Raw genomic sequence first — 21,094 nt, 5'->3', positions numbered from 1 at the left:
GACTTCAATGAAGCTTTGTCACTTTAGGGCTGAAAAGACATAATTGTTAGCCATTAGCTATCTCATTTTTGCCCTAAAACTCGTTAGAATTAATACCAACGCATAGCCCATCAATGCGATTGTTCGATACTAGAAGTTATCCGAGAATGCGTAGAGGCGGAGCTGAGATCTAGGAAGTAATCTGAGCTTATAGCCTAGATCTCAGCGATAAGCGACACACTTTTGTTAGTCAGTATACAATGAGACTTGGATCTTTTCTGCTGTAGCTGCAAGCGTAGCGCTACCATCCGCGATCCGGTACCAGCTCATCAATGTCGTCGTTATTATCTGAAATCAGGTGTAAGGTTGGCACTGTTTCTTGCACAATCTGTGAGAAAAAATGATAACGCCTATTTGGAGTGTCCAATTTGTAGAACGCAAGATGTAGCTGTGTTGGCTGGAAGGTGCAGTCAGTCGAGCGGGGCTATAGCTTATTAGTGTTGCAAGGTCAGGCCCCGAACGGAAGTTATTTATCGGCAAGTCAGTGAAGTCGAGAGTGTGTAGGTCTGATTCGGATCTAGTGTGATGCCTTCTTCTATCGATTTGGCATGCTGCGTGGATTCCACACATAGCATGGTGAGATAGCCGTCATTTTGCATATCCACCATGGCTTGGGCACCTTCTTGCCAAGGGTTCCACAAAACTGCGCTATTGTGGCCAGCATTGCTTACTTCAATTTGGCGATTGAGCTCAGGGTCGGCGACAGAAATACGAGCGTTAGGTTGGGTGTAGACTCTATCTATACCTTGTTCTAGAGAGAGTGTTTCTCCACCTTGGCATAGTTGGCTGTCTTGCAGGCTATCGATATATTCACTGCCCATTCCGGTAACCTTTGCCTGACGGACATCACCAAGGTTGAGGTAGGTATGCAGAGCTCCAGAGAACATCCATGGCTGTGTATCGGTGTTTTCTATTTCCAAGCGCACATCAAGAGTGTCAGCAATCGTCACGACTAGGCGCAGTGCGAATTGATGCGGCCAAATCGCCAAGGTATTGTCATCACTGTTCACGCCTAACGTTAGTGTGACGTTATCTGGAGTGTCTTGGTAATCAAGCAACGACCATTCTCTATTACGTACAAAACCATGGGCAGGGGAAGCGATGCGGCCGAACCAAGGCCAGCATATCGGGATCCCCCCGCGAAGTGCTGCGCTGCCATCCAATATTGCAGCGTCGCTCATCCAAATGACTTCAGCTTGCCCCTCAGGAATATGAGAAAGGACATGAGCACCATGTAAAGCAATGGCTGCACTTGCTTTGGGGTGGCGGACACGAATAATTCTAAGGGCTTCTTTTTGTACTATTGATATGTGGTCTGAAAGTTGATTAATGACGGGCAGTGATGATAAATCCATGGCAATTTCCTTCGCGGCAGCGATCAGTGACTTTCGGGAACGGGAGATAATAAAAAAGGCGACTCGAAAGTCGCCTTTTATACAAAATTGAAACTAATTACTTAGAGATGTGAGCAATTAGATCTAGAACTTTGTTTGAGTAACCGATTTCGTTGTCGTACCAAGATACAACTTTAACGAAGTTATCAGTTAGTGCGATACCTGCTTTAGCATCGAATACTGAAGTTTGAGTTTCGCCGATGAAATCTTGAGAAACAACTTGGTCTTCAGTGTAGCCTAGAACGCCTTTAAGAGAACCTTCAGAAGCTTCTTTCATAGTTGCACAGATTTGCTCGTAAGATGCGCCTTTCTCTAGGTTAACAGTTAGGTCAACAACAGAAACGTTAGAAGTTGGTACGCGGAAAGCCATACCAGTTAGTTTGCCGTTTAGTTCTGGAAGAACAACGCCTACTGCTTTAGCTGCACCAGTTGAAGATGGGATGATGTTTTGAGAAGCACCACGGCCACCGCGCCAGTCTTTAGCAGAAGGACCATCTACAGTTTTTTGAGTCGCTGTAGTTGCATGAACTGTTGTCATAAGGCCAGAAACGATACCGAAGTTGTCGTTTAGAACTTTAGCGATTGGTGCTAGACAGTTAGTAGTACAAGAAGCGTTAGAAACGATGTCTTGACCTTCGTAAGTTGAGTCGTTTACGCCCATTACGAACATTGGAGTCTTGTCTTTAGATGGACCAGTTAGAACAACTTTCTTCGCACCAGCTTCGATGTGCTTACGTGCAGTCTCATCAGTTAGGAATAGACCAGTAGCTTCAGCTACAACGTCAACGCCGATAGCATCCCATTTAAGATCTGCTGGGTTGCGCTCTGCAGTTACGCGAACAGTTTTACCATTTACAACTAGCTGACCGTCTTTTACTTCAACAGTGCCGTTGAAACGACCGTGAGTTGAATCGTATTTTAGCATGTAAGCCATGTATTCTACGTCGATAAGGTCGTTGATACCTACTACTTCGATGTCGTTACGCTCTACAGATGCACGGAATACGAAACGTCCAATACGGCCAAAACCGTTAATACCTACTTTGATAGTCATTATAGTTGCTCCACAACTTAAATTTCTGCTTAAAGATAACTGGTAGTAAAATTACAAAATCCAGTAAAAATCTGCAACGAATAATCAGGCTTAAATTGTCTAAAGTCAAAAAAAGTTGCCTCTTTTCTAAGCAGTCGATAGAAAGTGCCTTTTTTTTGAGCTTGTTACAGGTTTTTCTTGTTGGTGAATCGAGTAAAATACTACGCTGCTCTTACGAGTCTGTATGATTGGTACAGAACGTATTGGGTAGAGAGTATGTGCTAGAACAGCCATCCTTCGCAAGTGTTTTGCGTAATAATAAGATTTATAAAATGAAGTGATAAAATGGAGGTCTTTAACGTGGGCCAAGTGGTAAGAAAGGTCGAAAAATCAGATGCACAATGGCGTGACGAGTTATCTGATGAACAATATCAAGTATGCCGTCAGCACGGTACCGAGCCCCCATTCTCAGGGAAGTTACTCTATCAGAAGGACAGCGGAGCCTATTTGTGTACTTGTTGCAAAGCCCCCTTGTTTTCCTCTGAGAGTAAATACGAATCGGGTTGTGGGTGGCCAAGCTTTGATGCGCCGGACAATCCAGACGCTGTTCGATATATAAAGGATAGTAGTCACGGAATGGTACGTACTGAAATACGTTGCGCGACATGTGATAGTCATCTCGGGCATGTTTTTCCTGATGGCCCCCCAACGACAGGAGAACGTTTTTGCGTCAACTCTGTGTCGTTAATTTTCAACAAATCGGACGCGGGCACGGATAAAAGCGAATAAAAACAACAAATGTTACACTTTTAGCGCCTCCAAATCATTTGGCTGGGTAACGGGGACGCTAATTGTTGGGGAAAATAGAAGTGCTTGATGGTTAAAATTTGGCAGCTTATAGCTTGTTTGGCATTAATTGGCGCCGGTATTTTCCAGAGTTTATTGCTGATTCAAGCTTATCAGCCACTTCATCTAATCGGTCGTATTTGGCTTCATTGAATCCATAGAGCAGTTGTAGCTCTCTGCCAGATACGACTGAAACGTCGAATTGCTCGGCGACTTTGGCCCAAATATAGGCTTGTTCTTTGTTTCTCAATTGGTAGTGGAGGCTGGCTAAGGATTTGAAGATCTCTCGGTTAACTTCGTCGCCATCAGAGAGTTCTAAAGAACGGTTGAGGAGTACGATAGTTTTGTCTAGATCTCGGTTGGTATAGAAGGTCGCTAAGGCATATTGCATTTCAGCCGTATCAAGAACCGAGGTATCTTCCATCAGTAAAAACTCTCGCTTGGCATCTTCATCGCCGAGTTGGCTCCAAAGGAAGTAGAGGATGTCAGGGCTCTTAGTTTTTCGAAGTTCGTTGACCAGTCGCATTTGCTCCTCTCCTGAATACATTAACGCATCGACCCTTTTCGCGGCCCGAGGAGATGTTTCGAAAGTCTGGATCTGAGAGGCATTACCTAAGCATTTACGGTAGAGAGTGACAAACTTATACTCAAGGATTTTATTTTTGTTGGAAGGATCTTTTAGGGTTTCGTAGCGGTGCCAGATTAAATCGGTACGTGGGTTACGGCATTGACTATCAAAGGTATTCAATCTGTCGCAGTCAAGCTCAGGGTTATTGGTGCACAGTTTATCCGTATTGCTTTTATCTTCGCACCCTGACAACCAGATAAGTATCAAACCGATAAAGGCTGTTTTCAGTAAGTTCATAATCCGTTACTTGTGATCCATTCCGCCGAATATATAGCTTTCACTTGACTCACGCTAATCGGACGTTATGTTTAGCGCCAATCAGTCTCATTTAAGGATACATCCATGGACGCCGAGCATTTAATTGACTCGATTACCCCTGAAGCTTATCAACGTCTAACCTATGCGGTAGAAACTGGCCGATGGCCTGAGGGTGAAGTGTTGACCCAAGAGCAGCGCAATTCATGTATGCAAGCCGTCATGCTGTATCAATCTAAGCATAATGTAGAAGCGCAACATATGACAGTTGCCGCCGGAGGAGAAATCAGCTTTAAGTCAAAGTCTGAGTTGAAAAGGCAGTTTCAGCCACAAAGTTCTGACATTTATCGGGTTAATGTCAACGATAACGATTAAAGGCGTAAGCTCTTCACTAGCGTAAGCGCTTTCAGTTTAAGCGTGTGCAACACCGCAGGTAGCAGGTAATTGAGACTTTAATGTTAAAAGTAGATCTTATAGTGAGCTGATGCGAAATAGGATCGAACAGAAAAATGAGGTTGCTACCTTGAGCAACCTCATTTTTAGTCAACTAGAGTGACATCTCTCCACGCAAAACCTGCTGCATTTGCGTTTTGACTTCTTCGTAAGTGAGCCCTTTGCTAAGCAGCAGGTGCAGCTTAGAAAGCGCCGCTTCAGGTGTCATATCGTAGCCACTGATTACGCCCGCGTCCGCCAGCGCAGAGCCTGTCGCATACCCACCCATGTTGACTTTACCTGCTAAACATTGGGTTAAGTTCACCACAATCACCCCACGTTCCGAGGCTTCTTTTAAGTGGGCGAGCAATTCTGGATTTTGCGGCGCATTACCCACACCAAATGTAAGTAAAATCATGGCATTGACTGGCTGAAGTAGGGTGTTTCGGATGACTTCGTGTGAAATGCCGGGGTACATCGTTATCACACCAATGGGCTGCGGAGTGATGTTATGTACACGAAACTCTGCGTCTGGTGATTGTTTAAGTAACAGATTCTCACTTACCTGAATGTTGATCCCTGCTTCCAAAAGAGGTGGCAAGTTTGGCGAGGTGAAGGCGTTGAAGCCATCGGCGTGAGATTTGGTGCTGCGATTGCCACGCATCAACTTGTTGTTGAAAAACAATGTGACTTCATTGATTGGGTAATTTGCCGCAATGTGTAACGCATTGAGCAAATTCGCTTGGCCATCTGAGCGCAGCTCTGCCAATGGAATTTGAGACCCAGTGACGATAACAGGCTTAGATAAGTTCTCCAGCATAAACGAAAGTGCAGATGCAGTGTATGCCATGGTGTCGGTGCCATGCAGGATAATAAAGCCATCATATTTGTCGTAATTATCACGAATGTCATCAGCAATTTGCTGCCAATCTCTAGGGGACATATCGGAAGAATCGATCAGTGGCGCGTACTCATGAATTGTATATTGTGGCATCTCAGAGCGATGAAACTCCGGCATACTGGCGAGCTGCTGTTCCATAAAGCCTGCTATGGGAATATAGCCGTGACTGGATTTTTGCATACCAATGGTGCCGCCGGTGTAGGCGATGTATATGTGTTTTTTTGCCATTGCTGGATACCAAATTCATAGAGAAAAATTGAGCGGCGATTATAGCGAATTCCCATTGAATAAAAAGAGCCTACTGATAATTCAGCAGGCTCTTTTTTGTATTACAAGACGACTCTTAACCTAGATATCGTTTTGTTGGCCTCCATAAGAGTGCCATCCGCTGTCTTGATGTGGTATTCAACGTACTTATCGTCACTTGACGTCACATTCAACACACAGAGCGTACTGTCCTTTCGGGTCGTTAAAATTGCTTAACATGTCGGCGCTTTGTTGGATTTGAGTTGCCATAGGCTGCAGCGTTTTCGGGATCAAACTAGTGGGTTCTATTCCCATATGGACGCTGACTTGTCTCATAAAATCTTGCATGAAGCGTTGAGCCGGCGAAAGAGGCTTCTTGAGCCAGTTGAGGTTATAAGTTTTCACTTTAGCCAGCTTGGCTGCTAAGGCAATAGCATCGTCAAAATCACCCAGTTGGTCAACTAAGCCGAGCTTCTTCGCGTCTCGACCCGTCCACACACGACCTTGAGCAATTTTGTCGACGACTTTGGTCGATAAGTGTCGATTCGCTCCGACTAGGCCAATAAACCGTTGGTAGCCATGTTCAACACCCATTTGCATTGCTTGTGATACGCCTTTACTCAAGCCATTGGTGATGCCTGAACCGGAGAATGGCGTTGTGCCTACACCATCGGTGTACACACCCAGTTTATTGAGCCCTTTTTCGAAGGTAGTGATAACACTGAAAATCCCAATAGAGCCCGTAAGAGTGGTCGGCTGAGCGACAATTTTATTGGCTGCCATTGAAATCCAATAGCCGCCAGAGGCTGCGAGACTGGACATAGAGACCACGACTGGTTTGCCAGCCGCTTCTACTGCTTTGACTTCGTTGAGAATAACATCCGAGGCAAAGGCGCTTCCTCCTGGGCTGTCTACTCGTAGCACGACGGCTTTAATTTTCTTGTCGTTGCGAGCTTGTCTGAGCAGCTTGGCTATTGTGTCTCCGCCTACTGCAGCACCTGAGCGCGAGCCATCCATAATGGTGCCGCTAGCCACGATAACCGCAATGTCGTTTGGAGCGGTACGAGGTTTACTTGGTACCTTAGCTAAGTATTTGTAGTAACTAATGGCGTTATAGCTGTCTTTGCCGTCACCACCAAAGATTTTGATCATAGCTTGTCTGATTTGCTGGCGTGTCGCGAGCTCATCTACCAATCCAAGTCGTTTGGCTAGGGCCGCTAAATTTCCTTGGCTTTGTTTCATTTGCGCTAAGAAAGACTGCATTGATGGCGTTAAAGTTTTCGGCTTGATTCCACGGTTTTTAGCGACGTCATCCACATAGGCTCCCCACAATTGCCCTAACCAGTTTGACGCGTCTGATTTGGCAGCTTTGGACATACTATCTCGAATAAATGGTTCAACGGCTGATTTATAAGTGCCGACACGGAATACATGGGTATTGATGTCGAGCTTCTTGAGTAAGGTTTTGTAATACAGGGTATAAGCGCTGTAGCCTTTTATCAGTACAGCCCCGTCTGGGGACATGAAAATCTTGTTTGCGTAACTGGCTAAGTAGTACTGGCTCTGATTGTAGAAGCCACCGACCGCGTAGATAGGTTTTCCCGATGCCTTGAACTCATCGAGAGCCTTAGCGATATAGCGTAATTTGGTCAGGTTAGTTTCCGGCATGTTACGTAGTGATAGTACCAGTCCACTAATGTTAGGGTCAGTTTTGGCATGCCGAATGGTATTCACGATCTGGTACAGAACGTTTTCTTTGGGCAGATCTTTACCAAAAATAGATCCTGTAAACGAGTCCATTGGGTTGATGTAGCGACTTTGTTCGACAATTGGGCCGGATAAATTGAGCACTAGCGCACTTTTTTGCGCAGCCGCTTGTTGCGGTGAGTCAGATTGAGTAAAGGTATACGCGAGAAATATCACGACAACAATAAAAACGAGATTTGAGATGGCAAGCCGAATAAAGGTGATTAACTTCCATATCCCTTTAATTATCATGGTAATTAGCTTAAGTAAAAATTTCATATCGCCCTATCATGTTAGGTAGTCTGTGGTAAAAAAGGATAATACATGAACTCATTTAGGTGGTTGTAGCACCCTATACTGATATTAGTCGGTAAACATTATTGATATAACCGTGACTATTTTGGTGTGAAGCATCAGTTTAAGCGTTTCATCAGTATAGGAAACATAGATAAAATGATCGATGTTAAATATGTGTAAACGACTGTTTGATTTTTATGGGAGACGCCATTAGTCTGGTCAGACCATTATAAGAAACGGAAGCGAATCAAGTCATGTATCCACATCTGTTAGAGCCACTCGATCTTGGGTTTACTCAGCTGCGTAATCGTGTCCTGATGGGATCGATGCACACAGGCTTAGAAGAAGATAAATCAGGTTTGCATAAATTGGCTGCCTTCTATGAAGAGCGCGCAAAAGGAGGGGTTGGGTTAATCGTGACGGGTGGCTTTTCACCAAACTTTCGTGGACGCTTACACCCATTTAGCGCCCAATTTAATAAACAAAAACACGCCGATGCACATCGTGTAGTGACAGATGCCGTGCATCGTCATGGCGGAAAAATTGCCCTTCAGCTACTCCATGCTGGTCGATATGCGATGCACCCGTTGGCGCTCAGCGCGTCCGCCATTAAAGCGCCTATTGCCAAGTTCACACCCTTTTCCATGACCTCTCGTCAGATAAAGAAAACCATTGCTGATTTCGCTAAGAGCTCGGAGCTTGCGAAATCGGCGGGCTATGATGGCGTTGAGATCATGGGTTCAGAAGGTTACCTAATTAATCAATTTATCTGCCGGCGCACCAATACACGTGGTGATGAGTGGGGTGGAAGTTATCACAATCGCATGCGCTTTCCACTAGAAATTGTCAAAGCAACGCGTGAGAAAGTAGGCAAGGATTTCATCATTATTTTCCGGCTGTCTATGCTGGATTTGGTTGAACAAGGTAGTACGTTTGAAGAAGTACTTGAGCTTGCTAAAGGGCTGGAAGAAGCAGGCGTCACCCTTATTAATACTGGGATTGGCTGGCACGAAGCCAGAGTGCCGACGATCGCGACTCAAGTACCTCGCTCAGCATTTAGTTGGGTCACTGAAAAAATAAAACCTCATCTATCTGTGCCCGTTATCACGTGTAATCGAATCAACACGCCTGAAGAAGGGGAAAAAATTATCTCTTCGGGCCAAGCGGATATGATTTCAATGGCGAGACCGTTTTTAGCGGATGCGGAGTTTGTCCAAAAGGCCAGTGAAGGGGAAAGTCAGCGAATCAATACCTGCATTGGTTGTAATCAGGCATGCTTGGACAATGTTTTCCGCGGCAAACGCGCCAGTTGTTTAGTGAACCCTCGTGCTTGCCACGAAACAGAGATTAAAATTACCCCGGCTGAGCAGGTTAAAAATGTAATGGTTGTTGGGGCCGGTCCAGCCGGGCTTTCCTGCGCAACCACCTTGGCTGAGCGGGGACATAGAGTCGATTTATATGAAAAAAACTCTCAGATAGGCGGCCAATTTCGTCTAGCTATGCAAATTCCGGGTAAGGAAGAGTTTAAAGAAACGATCCGTTATTTCTCTAATCGTATTGAAGAAACTGGCGTCAATTTGTTGCTGGGTGTTGAAGTAACCTTTGACATGCTTTCTGATTACGATGAAGTTGTGTTGGCCTCTGGCGTTGAGCCTAGAAAAATCAACTTGGAAGGTGAGAAAGTCTCTGGCATCGTTGTGGATTATCAAACGCTCATTAAGGATCAACCTCCTGTTGGCGAGAATGTGGTGATCGTGGGTGCCGGAGGAATAGGTGTGGACGTTGCGACCATGCTAACCGAGCCGAAAGAGAATCAATTAGATGATTGGCTAAGTGAATGGGGTATTGATAAAGATATCTCTCACGCCGGAGGACTTGAAAAGCCTCATGATTCGATAAGTGACAAGCATGTTTGGCTGTTGCAAAGACGGCAAGGTAAGGTTGGCAAAGGCCCAGGTAAAACGACTGGCTGGATCCACAAAAAAACGTTGGAAAAGCGTGGCGTGAACATGCTTGGCGGAGTGAGCTATGAAAAAGTCGCCAATGAGGGGCTGCACATACAAATCGAAGGTGAAAGCCGCATGCTAGCTGCCGACAATGTCATTATCTGTGCAGGTCAAGAATCGGTTCGGCCATTTGAAGAGCAGTGGGAAGGTCTTGGTGACAAGCTGCACGTTATTGGCGGTGCTGACCATGCTGGCGAGCTTGACGCGGTGCGCGCGATCCGTCAAGGCGTAGAAGTGGCCGTGAAGCTGTAACCACTGCTGATCCTGCTGTGAGCTGTTTTTCTGGTCAGCAGCTATAATTAAAGTGCCATTGAGATTAGACGGCTATCGATGTTCTAGTGTTTGGCACTTTTCTTTTGCCCTGAAACTGCCAGTTAAGCAGGGCATCGGGTTCAAATAATAACCTTATCGAGGTGGAGTTATGGACAAGGAATTGCTAGCGAGAAAACTTTATACAGAAAGAGTGAGCGCACTTCTCGGGGATCAAGACCTAGATGAGGCATTATTGGTTGAGATGTGGCAGAACAAGGCTTCGCCATCTGACGCAGCAAAAGCAATGGTGCAAGGTGGCGACGATACCTTTGAAGGCCCAGCTTGGCTATCTCGGTATTTGAATCGGAAATAATACATCCTCACTAGGGCTGTGATTGCTATATCTAAGTAGTTGTTGTGCGCAAGTATCGACGAGTGCTTAGGTATAGGGGCGGTTTGTTCCTGACATCCTTATTCTTTAAGCTCCTTGTTTTTGAAACCCTAAAGAAAATACGCTTTAGTGACGCAACTTTGTTTATTTCTCCCCACGAGTCTACTCGATACGGATTTCATGATAATGCGATAATACACCTTATTGCCATAGCACGTACGTATGCCACTTTGTGCTGGTTAAGGTTATAATCATCACATCAATAGCAAATGTTTACTGCCAATCCTATGATTTCAAAAGCCTTCTCCTCTACTGGAGCCTTAGGGAAAGTTGTTCCTGGGTTTCAACCTCGTCAAGCTCAACTGGATATGGCGGAAGCGGTGGCATCAGCCGTGGAAAATCAGACCCAATTGGTGGTGGAAGCGGGGACAGGGACAGGAAAAACCTTTGCTTACCTTGTGCCAGCATTGCTGAGTGGTAAGAAAGTGATTGTGAGCACTGGCTCGAAAAATTTACAAGAGCAGCTCTTTCACCGTGATTTACCTTTGATAGCCAATGCGCTGGGCTTCTTTGGCCAGCTATCCTTGTTGAAAGGCCGATCGAACTATCTGTGCCTTGAGCGTTTGACCAGTCAAATGATTGAAAGCCATCATGCAGAGTCGGAGCCCGGGTTGTTGGCACAGTTGGTGAAAGTGAGGCGTTGGGTGAGTGAAACTCATTCAGGCGATCTAGGCGAATGCGACGAGCTGCCTGAAGACAGCTCCGCTATTCCGTTAATTACTTCGACCAATGATAATTGCTTGGGTAAAGAGTGCCCGAGCTACACTGATTGTTTTGTCCTAAAGGCGCGTAAAAAGGCGATGGATGCCGATATAGTGGTGGTGAACCACCATTTGTTTTTCGCCGATTTGGCGATCAAAGAAACTGGCTTTGGTGAGCTGATCCCCGAAGGGGAAGTGTTTATTTTTGATGAAGCGCATCAGCTGCCTGATATCGCCAGCCAATATTTTGGCCAGTCAGTGTCAAGCCGGCAAGTGCATGACTTAGCTAAGGATATTGAAATTGGGTATCGCACGGAAGCTAAGGACATGCGTCAGTTACAAAAGGTGAGCGCGAAATTGCAACAGGCCTGCGGTGATTTGAGAATCGAACTCGGCGAATCGGGTTTTCGCGGTAACTGGCGAGAGGCAATACGCTCAACCTCGATTGCGAATGCTTTAGAAAGACTGATCACCGCGCTCGACTTCACTATCGAAGTATTAAAGTTAGCTCTAGGTCGTAGCCAGTTGCTCGATGCCGCATTTGATAGAGCGCACAATTTAAAAAACCGCATTAAAAGAGTGTGTGATGTCTCCATTACGGGCTATTCATATTGGTTTGATACGACCCCAAGACATTTTAGCTTGCATATCACGCCGCTATCGGTTGCCGATAAGTTTCATGAGCAGGTTGAAGAAAAGAAAGGGGCTTGGATTTTCACATCCGCTACCTTGTCGGTGAACGATGATTTCGGGCATTTTACTTCGCGGCTAGGTCTGGAGCCGAGCAAGCAGTTGTCACTGTCGAGCCCATTTGATTACCAGCAGCAAGCTTTACTTTGCGTTCCTCGTTATTTGCCCGAGCCCAATAGTGTGGGTTTAGCCGATAAGCTTGTCGCTATGCTGTCACCTATCATTGAGCAAAACCAAGGTCGATGTTTCTTTCTCTGCACGTCTCACTCGATGATGAAGGAATTGGGCAGCCGATTTCGAGAGGTTCTTTCCCTTCCCGTATTGATGCAAGGCGAAATGAGTAAGCAAAAAACCTTATCGGAATTCATGGAACTTGGCGACGCTTTACTGGTGGCGACAGGGGCGTTTTGGGAAGGTATCGACGTTAGGGGAGACGCTTTGAGCTGTGTTATCATCGATAAACTCCCCTTCACCTCACCAGACGACCCGCTGCTCAAAGCTCGGATTGAAGATTGTCGGTTACAAGGCGGTGAACCCTTCTATCAGGTGCAATTACCGGATGCGGTGATCGCTCTTAAGCAAGGTGTCGGGCGGTTGATTCGAGACCAGAACGACAAAGGCGTGCTGATTATCTGCGATAATCGCTTGGTAACTCGAAACTATGGCGGTATATTTCTCGCCAGTTTACCGCCAATCCCACGAACTCGGGATTTGGGGCGTGTTAAGGCGTTCTTAGAATAGCATTTTTATATCAAGGCCATTTTTAGGCCAACGCCATCCTTATATCAACGTATAGATTCAAACGATTAATTAGAGAAACCAATGAGTGTAAAGATCCTGGCCATAGATACTGCCACTGAAAATTGTTCTGTTGCTTTGCTGGTAGGCGAGCAGCTGTATACCCATAGTGAAGTGGTGCCAAGAGACCATACTAAGAAAATCTTACCTATGGTGGACGATCTGCTAAAACAAGCTGGTTTAGCCTTAACTGACCTTGATGCGCTGGCCTATGGTCGAGGCCCTGGTAGCTTTACTGGTGTGCGTATTGGCATTGGAATTGCACAAGGTTTATCGTTCGGCGCAGAGTTACCTATGATAGGGATCTCGACACTGGAAGCGATGGCACAAGGTAGCTATCGCGCGACAGGTGCTGAGCACGTTGCGTGTGCGATTGATGCGCGAATGAGTGAGGTATATTGGGCTCGTTATCAGCGCCAAATTAATGGCTCTTGGTCGCCAGTCGATCAGGAATGTGTGATGCCGCCAAGTGAACTTGTTGCAACTATTGAGCAAGATGAACATAGCTGGATAAGCGCAGGGACAGGTTGGGCAGCGTATCAAGACGAATTAGCAGGTTTAAGCTTGAACGTTACCGCAGGTCAGATTGAACTACCAGAGGCGCAGGATATCGTTGTGTTGGCAAAAACCGAGTATGAGAAAGGTAACACGGTACTGCCTGAGGATTCTGCACCTGTATATCTGCGTGATAAAGTCGCTTGGAAGAAACTGCCTGGCCGAGAGTAAGCGAGTTAGCTTAGGGCGTGATGACACAAGCATTACGCTCTTATAAGGGCTCGACTATCAAGGAGTGATATGGTTTCAATTAATGGTTTGCCCCCGAGTATCGTTCCCGGTAGCGCGAAAACGGGTAAAACTAAGAGGAAAAAGGATGCCTTGAATTCTGAATCGACGGAGGGCATCGGCAAGCCTAGTAAGATAGCCAATGCCGTCTCTCAATCGATTCGTCATGTCAACGAATCAGACATCCCTGACTCGGGTATCCAATACGACTTACCCCAAGGTCGTAGCCGCCAAGCGATGGAACACTACCTTGGGGTCTTAAATCAAGCTAAGCGAGATGAGCTCGCTCGCCTAATTGGTGTCGATCTCTATATTTAGTGGTGTGTTTTTGGCCCGCTATCGCTAGATTGAACGCCGCTATCTGTATCACTATTGCCCGTAACGTCGTCGGCATGACTGTTGTCTGCATGATTACCGTCATCGCCTTGATAGTTTTTGGGTGGTGGGGTCCAGCTTCTCTCAGATTGATCGCTACTAGAATGCTTGTCATGATGCAAAGCTTGTTTCAGTGTGTCTTCAAATTGCATGAAGAGTTTACGGTAGTTATTGTCAAAACGTTCGCCTTCAGAATTATCAGACCACGCGGCATATAACGCATCAGAGGCTCTTTCTTCCGTCGTGATATAAGCGGTTTTTTGCTGCTCGGCTCTAAATGGATGAGTGCCCAGCTTTTTCAATGCCGATGCGCCCATTTCTAGCGCACTGTGAAAGGTTTCTTTTTCAACGTAATTCGCTCCCGCTTCACGCAGCATATAGGCGTCACGTCGATCAAAGGCACGAGCTAGAATGGTTAGATGCGGGTAGGTATGCCTTAAATACTTTACCAGCTCGACTGAGGTTTCTGTGTTGTCCATGGCCACGATAAATAGGCGCGCTTCTTCTACGCCTGCGGTCTGAAGTAAGTCGGTGTTGGTGGCATCACCATAGTAGGCTTTCATTTTCAGTCTACGTAACACATCGATGGTGGATGACTGGTAATCCAACACCACAGTAGGGACTTGGTTGCTAATTAGTAACCGGTTGACGACTTGGCCAAATCGCCCCATTCCGGCAATGATGACGCTGCCTGTTTCTTCAATGACATCATTTTCTCGATTGTTCGAGGAGTCGACAAATTTCGGTAGAATGACTTTGTCGAACACAATGAATAGGCCCGGCGTCAAAAACATCGATAGTGCTACGACCATCGACAAGGTTTGAGCAAGCTGCGCTGGTAAGACATGATTTTGCACGGTGAAACTCAACAGTACGAAACCAAATTCACCCGCTTGAGCGAGACTGAGTGAAAACAGCCATCGATCACTGGCTCTGATGCCAAATATGACACTTAGTATCAGTAATACGAGCGCCTTCACTAGCATGACGCCTAGTGTGATCGCGAATATTTGAAAGAATTGGCTGGTGAATATCGAGAAGTTGATACCAGCGCCGACTGTGATAAAAAATAAGCCCAGTAATAGCCCTTTGAACGGAGCAATGTTGGATTCTAATTCGTGTCGAAATTCACTGTTTGCTAAGACAACCCCTGCCAAGAAAGTGCCAAGTGCTGGTGATAGTCCAACTAAGCTCATGAGGGCAGCAATCCCCACGACCAGCATCAAAGCGGTTGCCGTAAAGATCTCTCTGAGACCTGATTTTGCGACAAAACGGAACAATGGTCGGCTGGCATAATGTCCACCGACAACCAGAAAACCGATGGCACTGAGGATGACTAAGCCGTAGCTCCATCCCGGCAATCCAGCGACTAGGCTTAAGTTTGCGTGCTCTTGTGACGCACTTTGCATGGCTTGCTGCGCTTTTTCTATCAGACCAGGAAGCGCGAGAAGCGGAATAAAGGCGAACATAGGTATAACGGCGATGTCTTGGAACAGTAGGACTGAAAACGCATTTTTGGCACCGTCAGTTTTAGACAAGCCTTTTTCGCCGAATGTTTGCAGCACGATGGCAGTCGAAGATAGAGAAAAAACGAGTCCAATCGCGAGCGCAATACTCCAAGGCTGGTGAAACCATGTTGCGATGGCCATTACCGACGCGGCGGTTAACACGACTTGCAGCCCACCAAGGCCAATCAACCTATTTTTCATTGCCCACAGCATTTTCGGCTCGAGCTCTAAACCCACGAGAAACAACATCATGACCACCCCAAACTCGGCAAAATGTTGAATAGTGTTAGTTTCTTCTCCTACAAGGCCAAATACTGGGCCAATAATCACGCCAGCTATCAAGTATCCCAATACGCTGCCAAGCCCTAGGCGTTTGGCAATTGGCACCATGATGACCGCTGCAGACAAGTAAACAAAGGCTTGTAGAAAATAATCGGTCACTGGGTGGACTCCTTCATGATAGGGGAAAGATCGGTGGTGATCTTTTTGCGCTGCCTCGCGGCATTGAGATCCACTTGATCGGATATTAGCGCTTCAAGTAGCCGCTGATACCGTTCAGCGTGTACTTGTACCCTTTGTTCTTCAACTGCAGTCCTTGAGCCAAATAATACTAAGGGCGCGATATAGGTCATGCCAGTCAAAGACACCATTTGTTCTATAGGTTGCAAAAAGTCAGCTAACGTAAAGTGATTATTTCCCTTTGCGCAGTAGGCCTCTTCTTTACCGCCTGCAGTAATCGAGCATAGAAAAGTTTTTCCGTGTAGCTTGTTGCCGCCTTCGCCATAGGCAAAACCATACTCAAGCACTAAATCCTGCCACTCTTTGAGTAGTGAGGGTGTTGAGTACCAGTATAAAGGGAACTGAAAGATAATGATGTCGTGATCAAGTAAACGCTGTTGTTCTCGATTTATATCGATATTGAAACGGGGATATTCAAAATAGAGATCGACGGTTGTGACCCCCGGAACTTGATTTGCCGCTTGAAAAAGAGGCACGTTCACTTCGGATTTGTGGTGAGAAGGATGAGCAAAAAGAAGGAGAACTTTCTTTTTCGTCATAAACTGGTTTCCTATGGCAAAGGGTAGGTGGGGTTACTCTTTTAAGGTTATAGTGTACAGCGTGAGTCCAGTCGCAACAACGAGGTGACTATGTATGACATTAGACTAAAACGGTTTGTACTGATTGCTTTTATAGTGTTGTTGTCAGCTTGTGCGGCGTTACCCCCAAGCTTGCAGACTAACGCAGACCCTGTAGTGACCGATTATTCTGCATGGCAGGCGAGTGATGACCAAGGTGGACGGACAGTTAGACTCGGAGGAGTGGTTGCCAGTGTCCGAAATATGGCAACGAAAACTCGTATTGAAGTGGTGAATTTGCCTATCAATTCATTGGGGCAGCCAGATCTTTACGCTGAGCCATCTGGGCGCTTTATTGCTTATGTCCGTGGTTTCGTTGACCCGGTCATGATGGCCAAAGGGCGTCTTGTTACGTTTCTGGGAACAAGCGAGAAACCTGAAGTCGGGAAAGTGGGCTACTACACCTATCATTTCCCAGTAATGGAAGCCTCTGGGTATCATTTATGGCGAGTCGCATCGGTGGTAACTGGGTATGATCCATTTTTGTCGCCTTGCTTTGGGGAGCGGTGCGGATACCATCACCGAATAAAATATAATCAAGTCGTGTTGGAGTGACTATGACAATTAGGTCAGAGCAGTATTCGTTAAACAATATATCCGTTGCCTCGCTTGAAGTTGGCGACGCGAAACTTGCCCACACCTCTGTCGTCTTTTTACATGGTTGGCTTGATAATTCAGCCACTTTCACCACGACCTTAATTGAGTTGCACGCATTAGCCCCTGAACTGCATTTGTGTGCCATCGACTTGCCCGGGCATGGATTATCTTCCCATAAAGCGGCGGGCCACTATTACCCCTTCCACGACTATATTGACGATGTGTATCAATTCATTCAGCAGCTGAACCCAAAGAAATTGGTTATCGTAGGTCACTCTCTGGGCGCTCTAATTGCTAGCGGTTTTTGTGCGGCCTTTCCTGAGCGCGTCGCGGGGCTAGTGCAAATCGAGGGTTTTGGCCCTTTAGCCGAGGATGAGGTGCAAAGTGTAAGCCGTTTGAGGCAGGGGGTATTGAGCCGACAACGAATTAGCCAAAAACCCGTCCGCCATTTTCCGAATGTTCAAACCGCTATAAACCGCCGTGCAAAAGTAAACAACTTGGCATCAGATCTGATAGCGCCAGTGGTAAAAAGAGGTACGGTAGATAAAGGAGGGGCAGTGTACTGGCGTCATGATCGAAAGTTGCAATCTGATTCAATATATCGAATGTCGCCTACTCATGCTCGCGCTATATTATCCGCTATTGTTTGTCCCCAGCTGATCATATTAGGTGAGCAAGGTTATCAGGAACTAAAGGCCGTGTGTGACGAGATTATGAACGAACAAATCCACTGGAGTGTGATTCAAGGTGGGCATCACTGTCATTTAGAGTATCCTAATAGAGTATCTAGTCTAATTCTTGGTTTGGTTAACAAAATTTAAACATCTGTTTGATTGTTTAGTGATACACCTAACTGACTGTGTTTTAATTATCAAAATGTTATGGGCAAGTTGTTGGGTAACTTTTTATTAACCTTTTCGCTGGTGATAAGAAGTTACTTGACTATGAAGACGCAGCCTAGATTAGGTGAACCAATAAATTTTTAAAAACGGAGCGCGAACGTGACTAAACCTTGGCTTTCTCAATACCCGAGTGACGTACCTGAGTATATCAATCCAGATCAATACTCTTCTCTTGTCGATATGTTTGAACAGGCGATCAAGAGGTATGCTGATCAACCTGCGTACGTCAATATGGGCACAGTGATGACGTTTCGCAAATTGGAAGAACGAAGCCGAGCGTTTGCTGCATATCTGCAAAACGATCTTAAGTTAAATAAGGGCGATCGAGTTGCTTTGATGATGCCAAATTTATTGCAATACCCCGTCGCTCTGTTTGGGGTGTTGCGAGCAGGCTTGGTTGCGGTCAACGTTAACCCTCTTTACACTGCACGTGAATTAGAACATCAACTGAACGACTCTGGTGCAAGTGCCATTGTTATCATCTCTAATTTCGCCAAAACACTAGAGCAAGTGGTCGATAATACGCCAGTCAAGCATGTAGTGCTGACGAGCTTAGGGCAGATGCTACCAAGAGCAAAAGGGACCTTGGTCGACTTTGCGGTAAAATATGTGAAAAAATTGGTGCCTAAGTATCACCTCCCTGGCGCTGTTTCGATGAGAAAAGCGCTGAAAGTCGGCCGTAAGCTGCAATACGTGAAGCCTTTTTTGAATGGACAAGATATTGCCTTTTTGCAATACACGGGTGGAACGACAGGTGTCGCGAAAGGGGCGGTGCTTACACATCGCAACATGGTCGCCAATGTTATGCAAGTCAAGGGCGCTTACGGTTCAATGCTGATATCAGGCAAAGAAAATGTAGTCACGGCTTTGCCTCTGTACCATGTGTTTGCTCTGACGGTGAACTGCCTATTGTTCATTGAATATGGCGGTCGAAATTTGCTTATCACTAACCCAAGAGACATTCCGGGCTTAATTAAAGAAATTAAAAAGTTCCCACTAACGGCGCTCACTGGAGTGAACACTTTGTTCAACGCATTGGTCAACAATGAAGACTTTTCGGAAGTGGATTTTTCTGCATTGAAGCTGTGTGTTGGTGGCGGTATGTCAGTGCATCGTTCTGTCGCGGAGCAGTGGAAAAAAATCACTGGGGTTAACTTATTAGAGGGCTATGGACTCACCGAGTGCGCGCCGCTAGTTTCTGCCTATCCGCACGACCTTAAAGACTATAACGGCACTATTGGCCTGCCAGTGTCGTCCACTGATATACGTATTGTGGATGACGCTGGGACACCGCTACCATGGGATAGCGAAGGTGAATTGCAGGTGAAAGGGCCACAAGTTATGCAAGGTTACTGGCAGCGCAGTGAAGCGACTAAAAAAGTGCTCGATAGTGAAGGCTGGCTGTCGACTGGCGATATCGTTCGGTTTGACGATGAGGGCTTTTTGAAAATCGTCGATCGCAAAAAAGATATGATCTTAGTTTCCGGCTTCAACGTGTACCCGAACGAGATAGAAGATGTGGTGGCAATGCACGATAAAGTGTTGGAAGTTGCAGCTATCGGACAACCTCACGTAGCCTGCGGCGAAGTCGTCAAGCTATATGTGGTTAAATCGGATCCGAATTTAGATGAAAATGAGCTATTGGCTCATTGTCGAAAATATCTAACAGGTTATAAAGTGCCGAAAATTATTGAGTTTCGCGACGAGTTGCCAAAATCTAATGTCGGAAAGATTTTACGACGAGTACTCAAAGAGCAAAATGATAGTTCGATGAAGACAAGCACGGTAAAGAAAAGCGCTTGATGGCTCTCTATTAGCCTCATCATGAAGAACAGCGATGGCCAAGGACGGCCAAGTTTGAATCTAGTCATGAATCAAGTAAATTGACAGGCACGACAGGAGCATTGGTGGTAGTATGCCTGCTACTCAAAATTTAATGCTATACCCAGAATGGAACTTTAGTGGACTATCAGATAATAACAACACATTCACAGCTCGATGAGGTTTGCCAGCAAGCTCGCGCTAGCGATGTCGTGATGCTTGATACCGAATTTGTTCGAACGCGAACCTTTTACCCTCAGCTTGGTCTCATCCAACTATTTGATGGAAATACACTGTCTTTGATCGATCCGTTAGAGATTGAGGATATGACTCCGTTCGTTGGATTACTGCAAGATACTTCTACCTTAAAAGTATTGCATGCTTGTGGTGAAGATCTGGAAGTCTTTCAAAACGCCTTTGGTTGCGTGCCTTTCCCTATGGTCGATACACAGATCATGGCCGCGTTTTTGGGCTACGGATTGTCGACTGGATTTGCCGCTCTGGTTAAAGAATTTATTGGTGTAGAACTGGATAAAAGTGAGTCCCGAACCGATTGGACGGCTCGACCACTGTCGCTCAGCCAACTTGAGTATGCAGCGGCTGATGTACATTACCTAATGCCATTGTATGAGCAGTTACACTCTAAAACGAGTGAAGCTGGTTGGTGGGATGCAGCGCAGCAAGAGAGTGATTTGTTGGTCAAAAAGCGCATCCGCGAGTTTGATGTAGACAATGCTTATTTAGAGATAAAAGGTGCTTGGCAGTTAAAGCCTCGTGAGCTCGCTATCCTTAAACCTCTAGCAACTTGGCGCTATCAAGAAGCAGTAAAGCGCGATCTAGCATTGAATTTCGTGTTTAAAGAAAGTGAATTATTGTTAGTCGCGAAGCTTAGCTTAGTCGACGGGCAGAAAATGCAGGCGGAAGGCATTGATTCTCGTACAGTACGTCGTCACGGCACAAAAGTGGCGGCTATGGTTAAGCGTGCGAAAGGAACATCAGCCGACGAATATCCACAACCCATCGAACGTTTAATGGATAGGTCTGGCTATAAACAGCTGTTTAAACAGCTGAAAGACGAAGTTAAGTTAGTGTCGAACACATCGGGGTTGACGACTGAATTTCTAGCGTCTAAAAAGCAGTTAAACCAGCTATTAAGCTGGGTATGGAAAAAGCAACGCGATCCCGCTCAGTTACCCGATCTAATGCAAGGCTGGCGCCTAGTATTACTTGGCGAAAAACTGAATAAGCTTGTTTAAT

18 protein-coding genes are annotated in these 21,094 nt (G+C 45.9%); 11 read left to right on the top strand and 7 right to left on the bottom strand.

Going from position 1 to position 21,094, the window contains the following annotated elements; translation table 11 throughout:
- Nucleotides 1–509 precede the first annotated feature (509 nt).
- Nucleotides 510–1,394, bottom strand: coding sequence for a D-hexose-6-phosphate mutarotase (locus L4C34_RS13905; protein ID WP_428789949.1), 885 nt, complete (start codon nt 1,392–1,394; stop codon nt 510–512).
- Between the two features lie 97 nt (nt 1,395–1,491).
- On the bottom strand, nt 1,492–2,487 hold the full coding sequence (gene gap, locus L4C34_RS13900) for a type I glyceraldehyde-3-phosphate dehydrogenase (protein ID WP_428789948.1): 996 nt from the start codon (nt 2,485–2,487) through the stop codon (nt 1,492–1,494).
- A gap of 324 nt (nt 2,488–2,811) precedes the next feature.
- Here gap and msrB point away from each other — a divergent pair, with 324 nt between their 5' ends.
- Nucleotides 2,812–3,255: a peptide-methionine (R)-S-oxide reductase MsrB gene (gene msrB, locus L4C34_RS13895; RefSeq protein ID WP_428789947.1), complete on the top strand. Its 444-nt coding sequence runs from the start codon at nt 2,812–2,814 to the stop codon at nt 3,253–3,255.
- Between the two features lie 106 nt (nt 3,256–3,361).
- On the opposite strand, the gene L4C34_RS13890 is transcribed toward msrB, so the two are convergent.
- A complete protein-coding gene (locus L4C34_RS13890) occupies nt 3,362–4,177 on the bottom strand; it encodes a DUF2989 domain-containing protein (protein ID WP_428789946.1) in 816 nt (271 codons plus the stop codon).
- Between the two features lie 105 nt (nt 4,178–4,282).
- Between L4C34_RS13890 and L4C34_RS13885 the strand changes: the two genes are divergently transcribed.
- Nucleotides 4,283–4,570, top strand: a complete 288-nt coding sequence (locus L4C34_RS13885; protein WP_428789945.1) for a YeaC family protein — start codon at nt 4,283–4,285, stop codon at nt 4,568–4,570.
- 172 nt (nt 4,571–4,742) lie between these two features.
- Here the strand turns inward: L4C34_RS13885 and ansA are convergent, their stop codons facing one another.
- Both ansA and sppA read right to left on the bottom strand, forming a co-directional pair.
- Nucleotides 4,743–5,756, bottom strand: coding sequence for an asparaginase (gene ansA, locus L4C34_RS13880; RefSeq protein WP_428789944.1), 1,014 nt, complete (start codon nt 5,754–5,756; stop codon nt 4,743–4,745).
- A 192-nt stretch (nt 5,757–5,948) separates the two neighbouring features.
- The gene (gene sppA, locus L4C34_RS13875) at nt 5,949–7,799 is read right to left on the bottom strand and encodes a signal peptide peptidase SppA (protein ID WP_428789943.1); all 1,851 of its coding nucleotides are present in this window, start codon (nt 7,797–7,799) and stop codon (nt 5,949–5,951) included.
- A gap of 272 nt (nt 7,800–8,071) precedes the next feature.
- On the opposite strand from sppA, the gene L4C34_RS13870 reads away from it, so the two are divergent.
- From L4C34_RS13870 to L4C34_RS13850, 5 genes are all read left to right on the top strand, one after another.
- Complete coding sequence (locus L4C34_RS13870; RefSeq protein ID WP_428789942.1) at nt 8,072–10,075, top strand: 2,4-dienoyl-CoA reductase FMN-binding domain-containing protein; 2,004 nt, start codon at nt 8,072–8,074, stop codon at nt 10,073–10,075.
- 169 nt (nt 10,076–10,244) lie between these two features.
- Nucleotides 10,245–10,448 (top strand): hypothetical protein, encoded by a 204-nt coding sequence (locus L4C34_RS13865; RefSeq protein WP_428789941.1) that lies wholly within the window; start codon nt 10,245–10,247, stop codon nt 10,446–10,448.
- A 305-nt stretch (nt 10,449–10,753) separates the two neighbouring features.
- Complete coding sequence (yoaA, locus tag L4C34_RS13860) at nt 10,754–12,658, top strand: DNA repair helicase YoaA (RefSeq protein WP_428789983.1); 1,905 nt, start codon at nt 10,754–10,756, stop codon at nt 12,656–12,658.
- Between the two features lie 81 nt (nt 12,659–12,739).
- Nucleotides 12,740–13,441, top strand: coding sequence for a tRNA (adenosine(37)-N6)-threonylcarbamoyltransferase complex dimerization subunit type 1 TsaB (tsaB, locus tag L4C34_RS13855; RefSeq protein ID WP_428789940.1), 702 nt, complete (start codon nt 12,740–12,742; stop codon nt 13,439–13,441).
- Between the two features lie 69 nt (nt 13,442–13,510).
- A complete protein-coding gene (locus L4C34_RS13850) occupies nt 13,511–13,816 on the top strand; it encodes a chromosome partitioning protein ParA (protein WP_428789939.1) in 306 nt (101 codons plus the stop codon).
- Here the strand turns inward: L4C34_RS13850 and L4C34_RS13845 are convergent.
- Both L4C34_RS13845 and L4C34_RS13840 read right to left on the bottom strand, forming a co-directional pair.
- On the bottom strand, nt 13,813–15,822 hold the full coding sequence (locus tag L4C34_RS13845; RefSeq protein WP_428789938.1) for a cation:proton antiporter domain-containing protein: 2,010 nt from the start codon (nt 15,820–15,822) through the stop codon (nt 13,813–13,815). The genes L4C34_RS13850 and L4C34_RS13845 overlap by 4 nt on opposite strands.
- On the bottom strand, nt 15,819–16,439 hold the full coding sequence (locus tag L4C34_RS13840) for an NAD(P)H-dependent oxidoreductase (RefSeq protein WP_428789937.1): 621 nt from the start codon (nt 16,437–16,439) through the stop codon (nt 15,819–15,821). The genes L4C34_RS13845 and L4C34_RS13840 overlap by 4 nt, the downstream gene beginning before the upstream one ends.
- A 90-nt stretch (nt 16,440–16,529) precedes the next feature.
- On the opposite strand from L4C34_RS13840, the gene L4C34_RS13835 reads away from it, so the two are divergent.
- The 4 genes from L4C34_RS13835 to rnd all read left to right on the top strand — a co-directional run bounded on the left by L4C34_RS13835 (nt 16,530) and on the right by rnd (nt 21,093).
- Nucleotides 16,530–17,072: a Slp family lipoprotein gene (locus tag L4C34_RS13835; RefSeq protein ID WP_428789936.1), complete on the top strand. Its 543-nt coding sequence runs from the start codon at nt 16,530–16,532 to the stop codon at nt 17,070–17,072.
- 8 nt (nt 17,073–17,080) lie between these two features.
- A complete protein-coding gene (locus L4C34_RS13830; protein WP_428789982.1) occupies nt 17,081–17,935 on the top strand; it encodes an alpha/beta fold hydrolase in 855 nt (284 codons plus the stop codon).
- A 180-nt stretch (nt 17,936–18,115) separates the two neighbouring features.
- Nucleotides 18,116–19,819, top strand: coding sequence for a long-chain-fatty-acid--CoA ligase FadD (fadD, locus tag L4C34_RS13825; RefSeq protein WP_428789935.1), 1,704 nt, complete (start codon nt 18,116–18,118; stop codon nt 19,817–19,819).
- A 158-nt stretch (nt 19,820–19,977) separates the two neighbouring features.
- Nucleotides 19,978–21,093 carry a ribonuclease D gene (gene rnd / locus L4C34_RS13820; protein WP_428789934.1) on the top strand — a complete coding sequence of 372 codons (1,116 nt, stop codon included), beginning with the start codon at nt 19,978–19,980 and terminating at the stop codon, nt 21,091–21,093.
- Nucleotide 21,094: the final 1 nt, after the last annotated feature.

It is taken from the genome of Vibrio profundum, assembly GCF_050337555.1.
GTDB lineage: Bacteria > Pseudomonadota > Gammaproteobacteria > Enterobacterales > Vibrionaceae > Vibrio > Vibrio profundum.
Note: the sequence above shows the minus strand (reverse complement) of the source record. Positions and strands in the feature narration are given on the sequence as shown.

Bases quoted from the DNA above. Each gene is read 5' to 3' on its own strand.
- L4C34_RS13890 (WP_428789946.1), bottom strand. From the start codon at position 4,177: ATGAACTTACTGAAAACAGCCTTTATCGGTTTGATACTTATCTGGTTG.
- tsaB (WP_428789940.1), top strand. From the start codon at position 12,740: ATGAGTGTAAAGATCCTGGCCATAGATACTGCCACTGAAAATTGTTCT.
- msrB (WP_428789947.1), top strand. From the start codon at position 2,812: ATGGAGGTCTTTAACGTGGGCCAAGTGGTAAGAAAGGTCGAAAAATCA.
- L4C34_RS13865 (WP_428789941.1), top strand. From the start codon at position 10,245: ATGGACAAGGAATTGCTAGCGAGAAAACTTTATACAGAAAGAGTGAGC.
- ansA (WP_428789944.1), bottom strand. From the start codon at position 5,756: ATGGCAAAAAAACACATATACATCGCCTACACCGGCGGCACCATTGGT.
- sppA (WP_428789943.1), bottom strand. From the start codon at position 7,799: ATGAAATTTTTACTTAAGCTAATTACCATGATAATTAAAGGGATATGG.
- L4C34_RS13905 (WP_428789949.1), bottom strand. From the start codon at position 1,394: ATGGATTTATCATCACTGCCCGTCATTAATCAACTTTCAGACCACATA.
- L4C34_RS13870 (WP_428789942.1), top strand. From the start codon at position 8,072: ATGTATCCACATCTGTTAGAGCCACTCGATCTTGGGTTTACTCAGCTG.
- L4C34_RS13835 (WP_428789936.1), top strand. From the start codon at position 16,530: ATGTATGACATTAGACTAAAACGGTTTGTACTGATTGCTTTTATAGTG.
- L4C34_RS13850 (WP_428789939.1), top strand. From the start codon at position 13,511: ATGGTTTCAATTAATGGTTTGCCCCCGAGTATCGTTCCCGGTAGCGCG.
- yoaA (WP_428789983.1), top strand. From the start codon at position 10,754: ATGATTTCAAAAGCCTTCTCCTCTACTGGAGCCTTAGGGAAAGTTGTT.
- L4C34_RS13885 (WP_428789945.1), top strand. From the start codon at position 4,283: ATGGACGCCGAGCATTTAATTGACTCGATTACCCCTGAAGCTTATCAA.
- L4C34_RS13840 (WP_428789937.1), bottom strand. From the start codon at position 16,439: ATGACGAAAAAGAAAGTTCTCCTTCTTTTTGCTCATCCTTCTCACCAC.
- gap (WP_428789948.1), bottom strand. From the start codon at position 2,487: ATGACTATCAAAGTAGGTATTAACGGTTTTGGCCGTATTGGACGTTTC.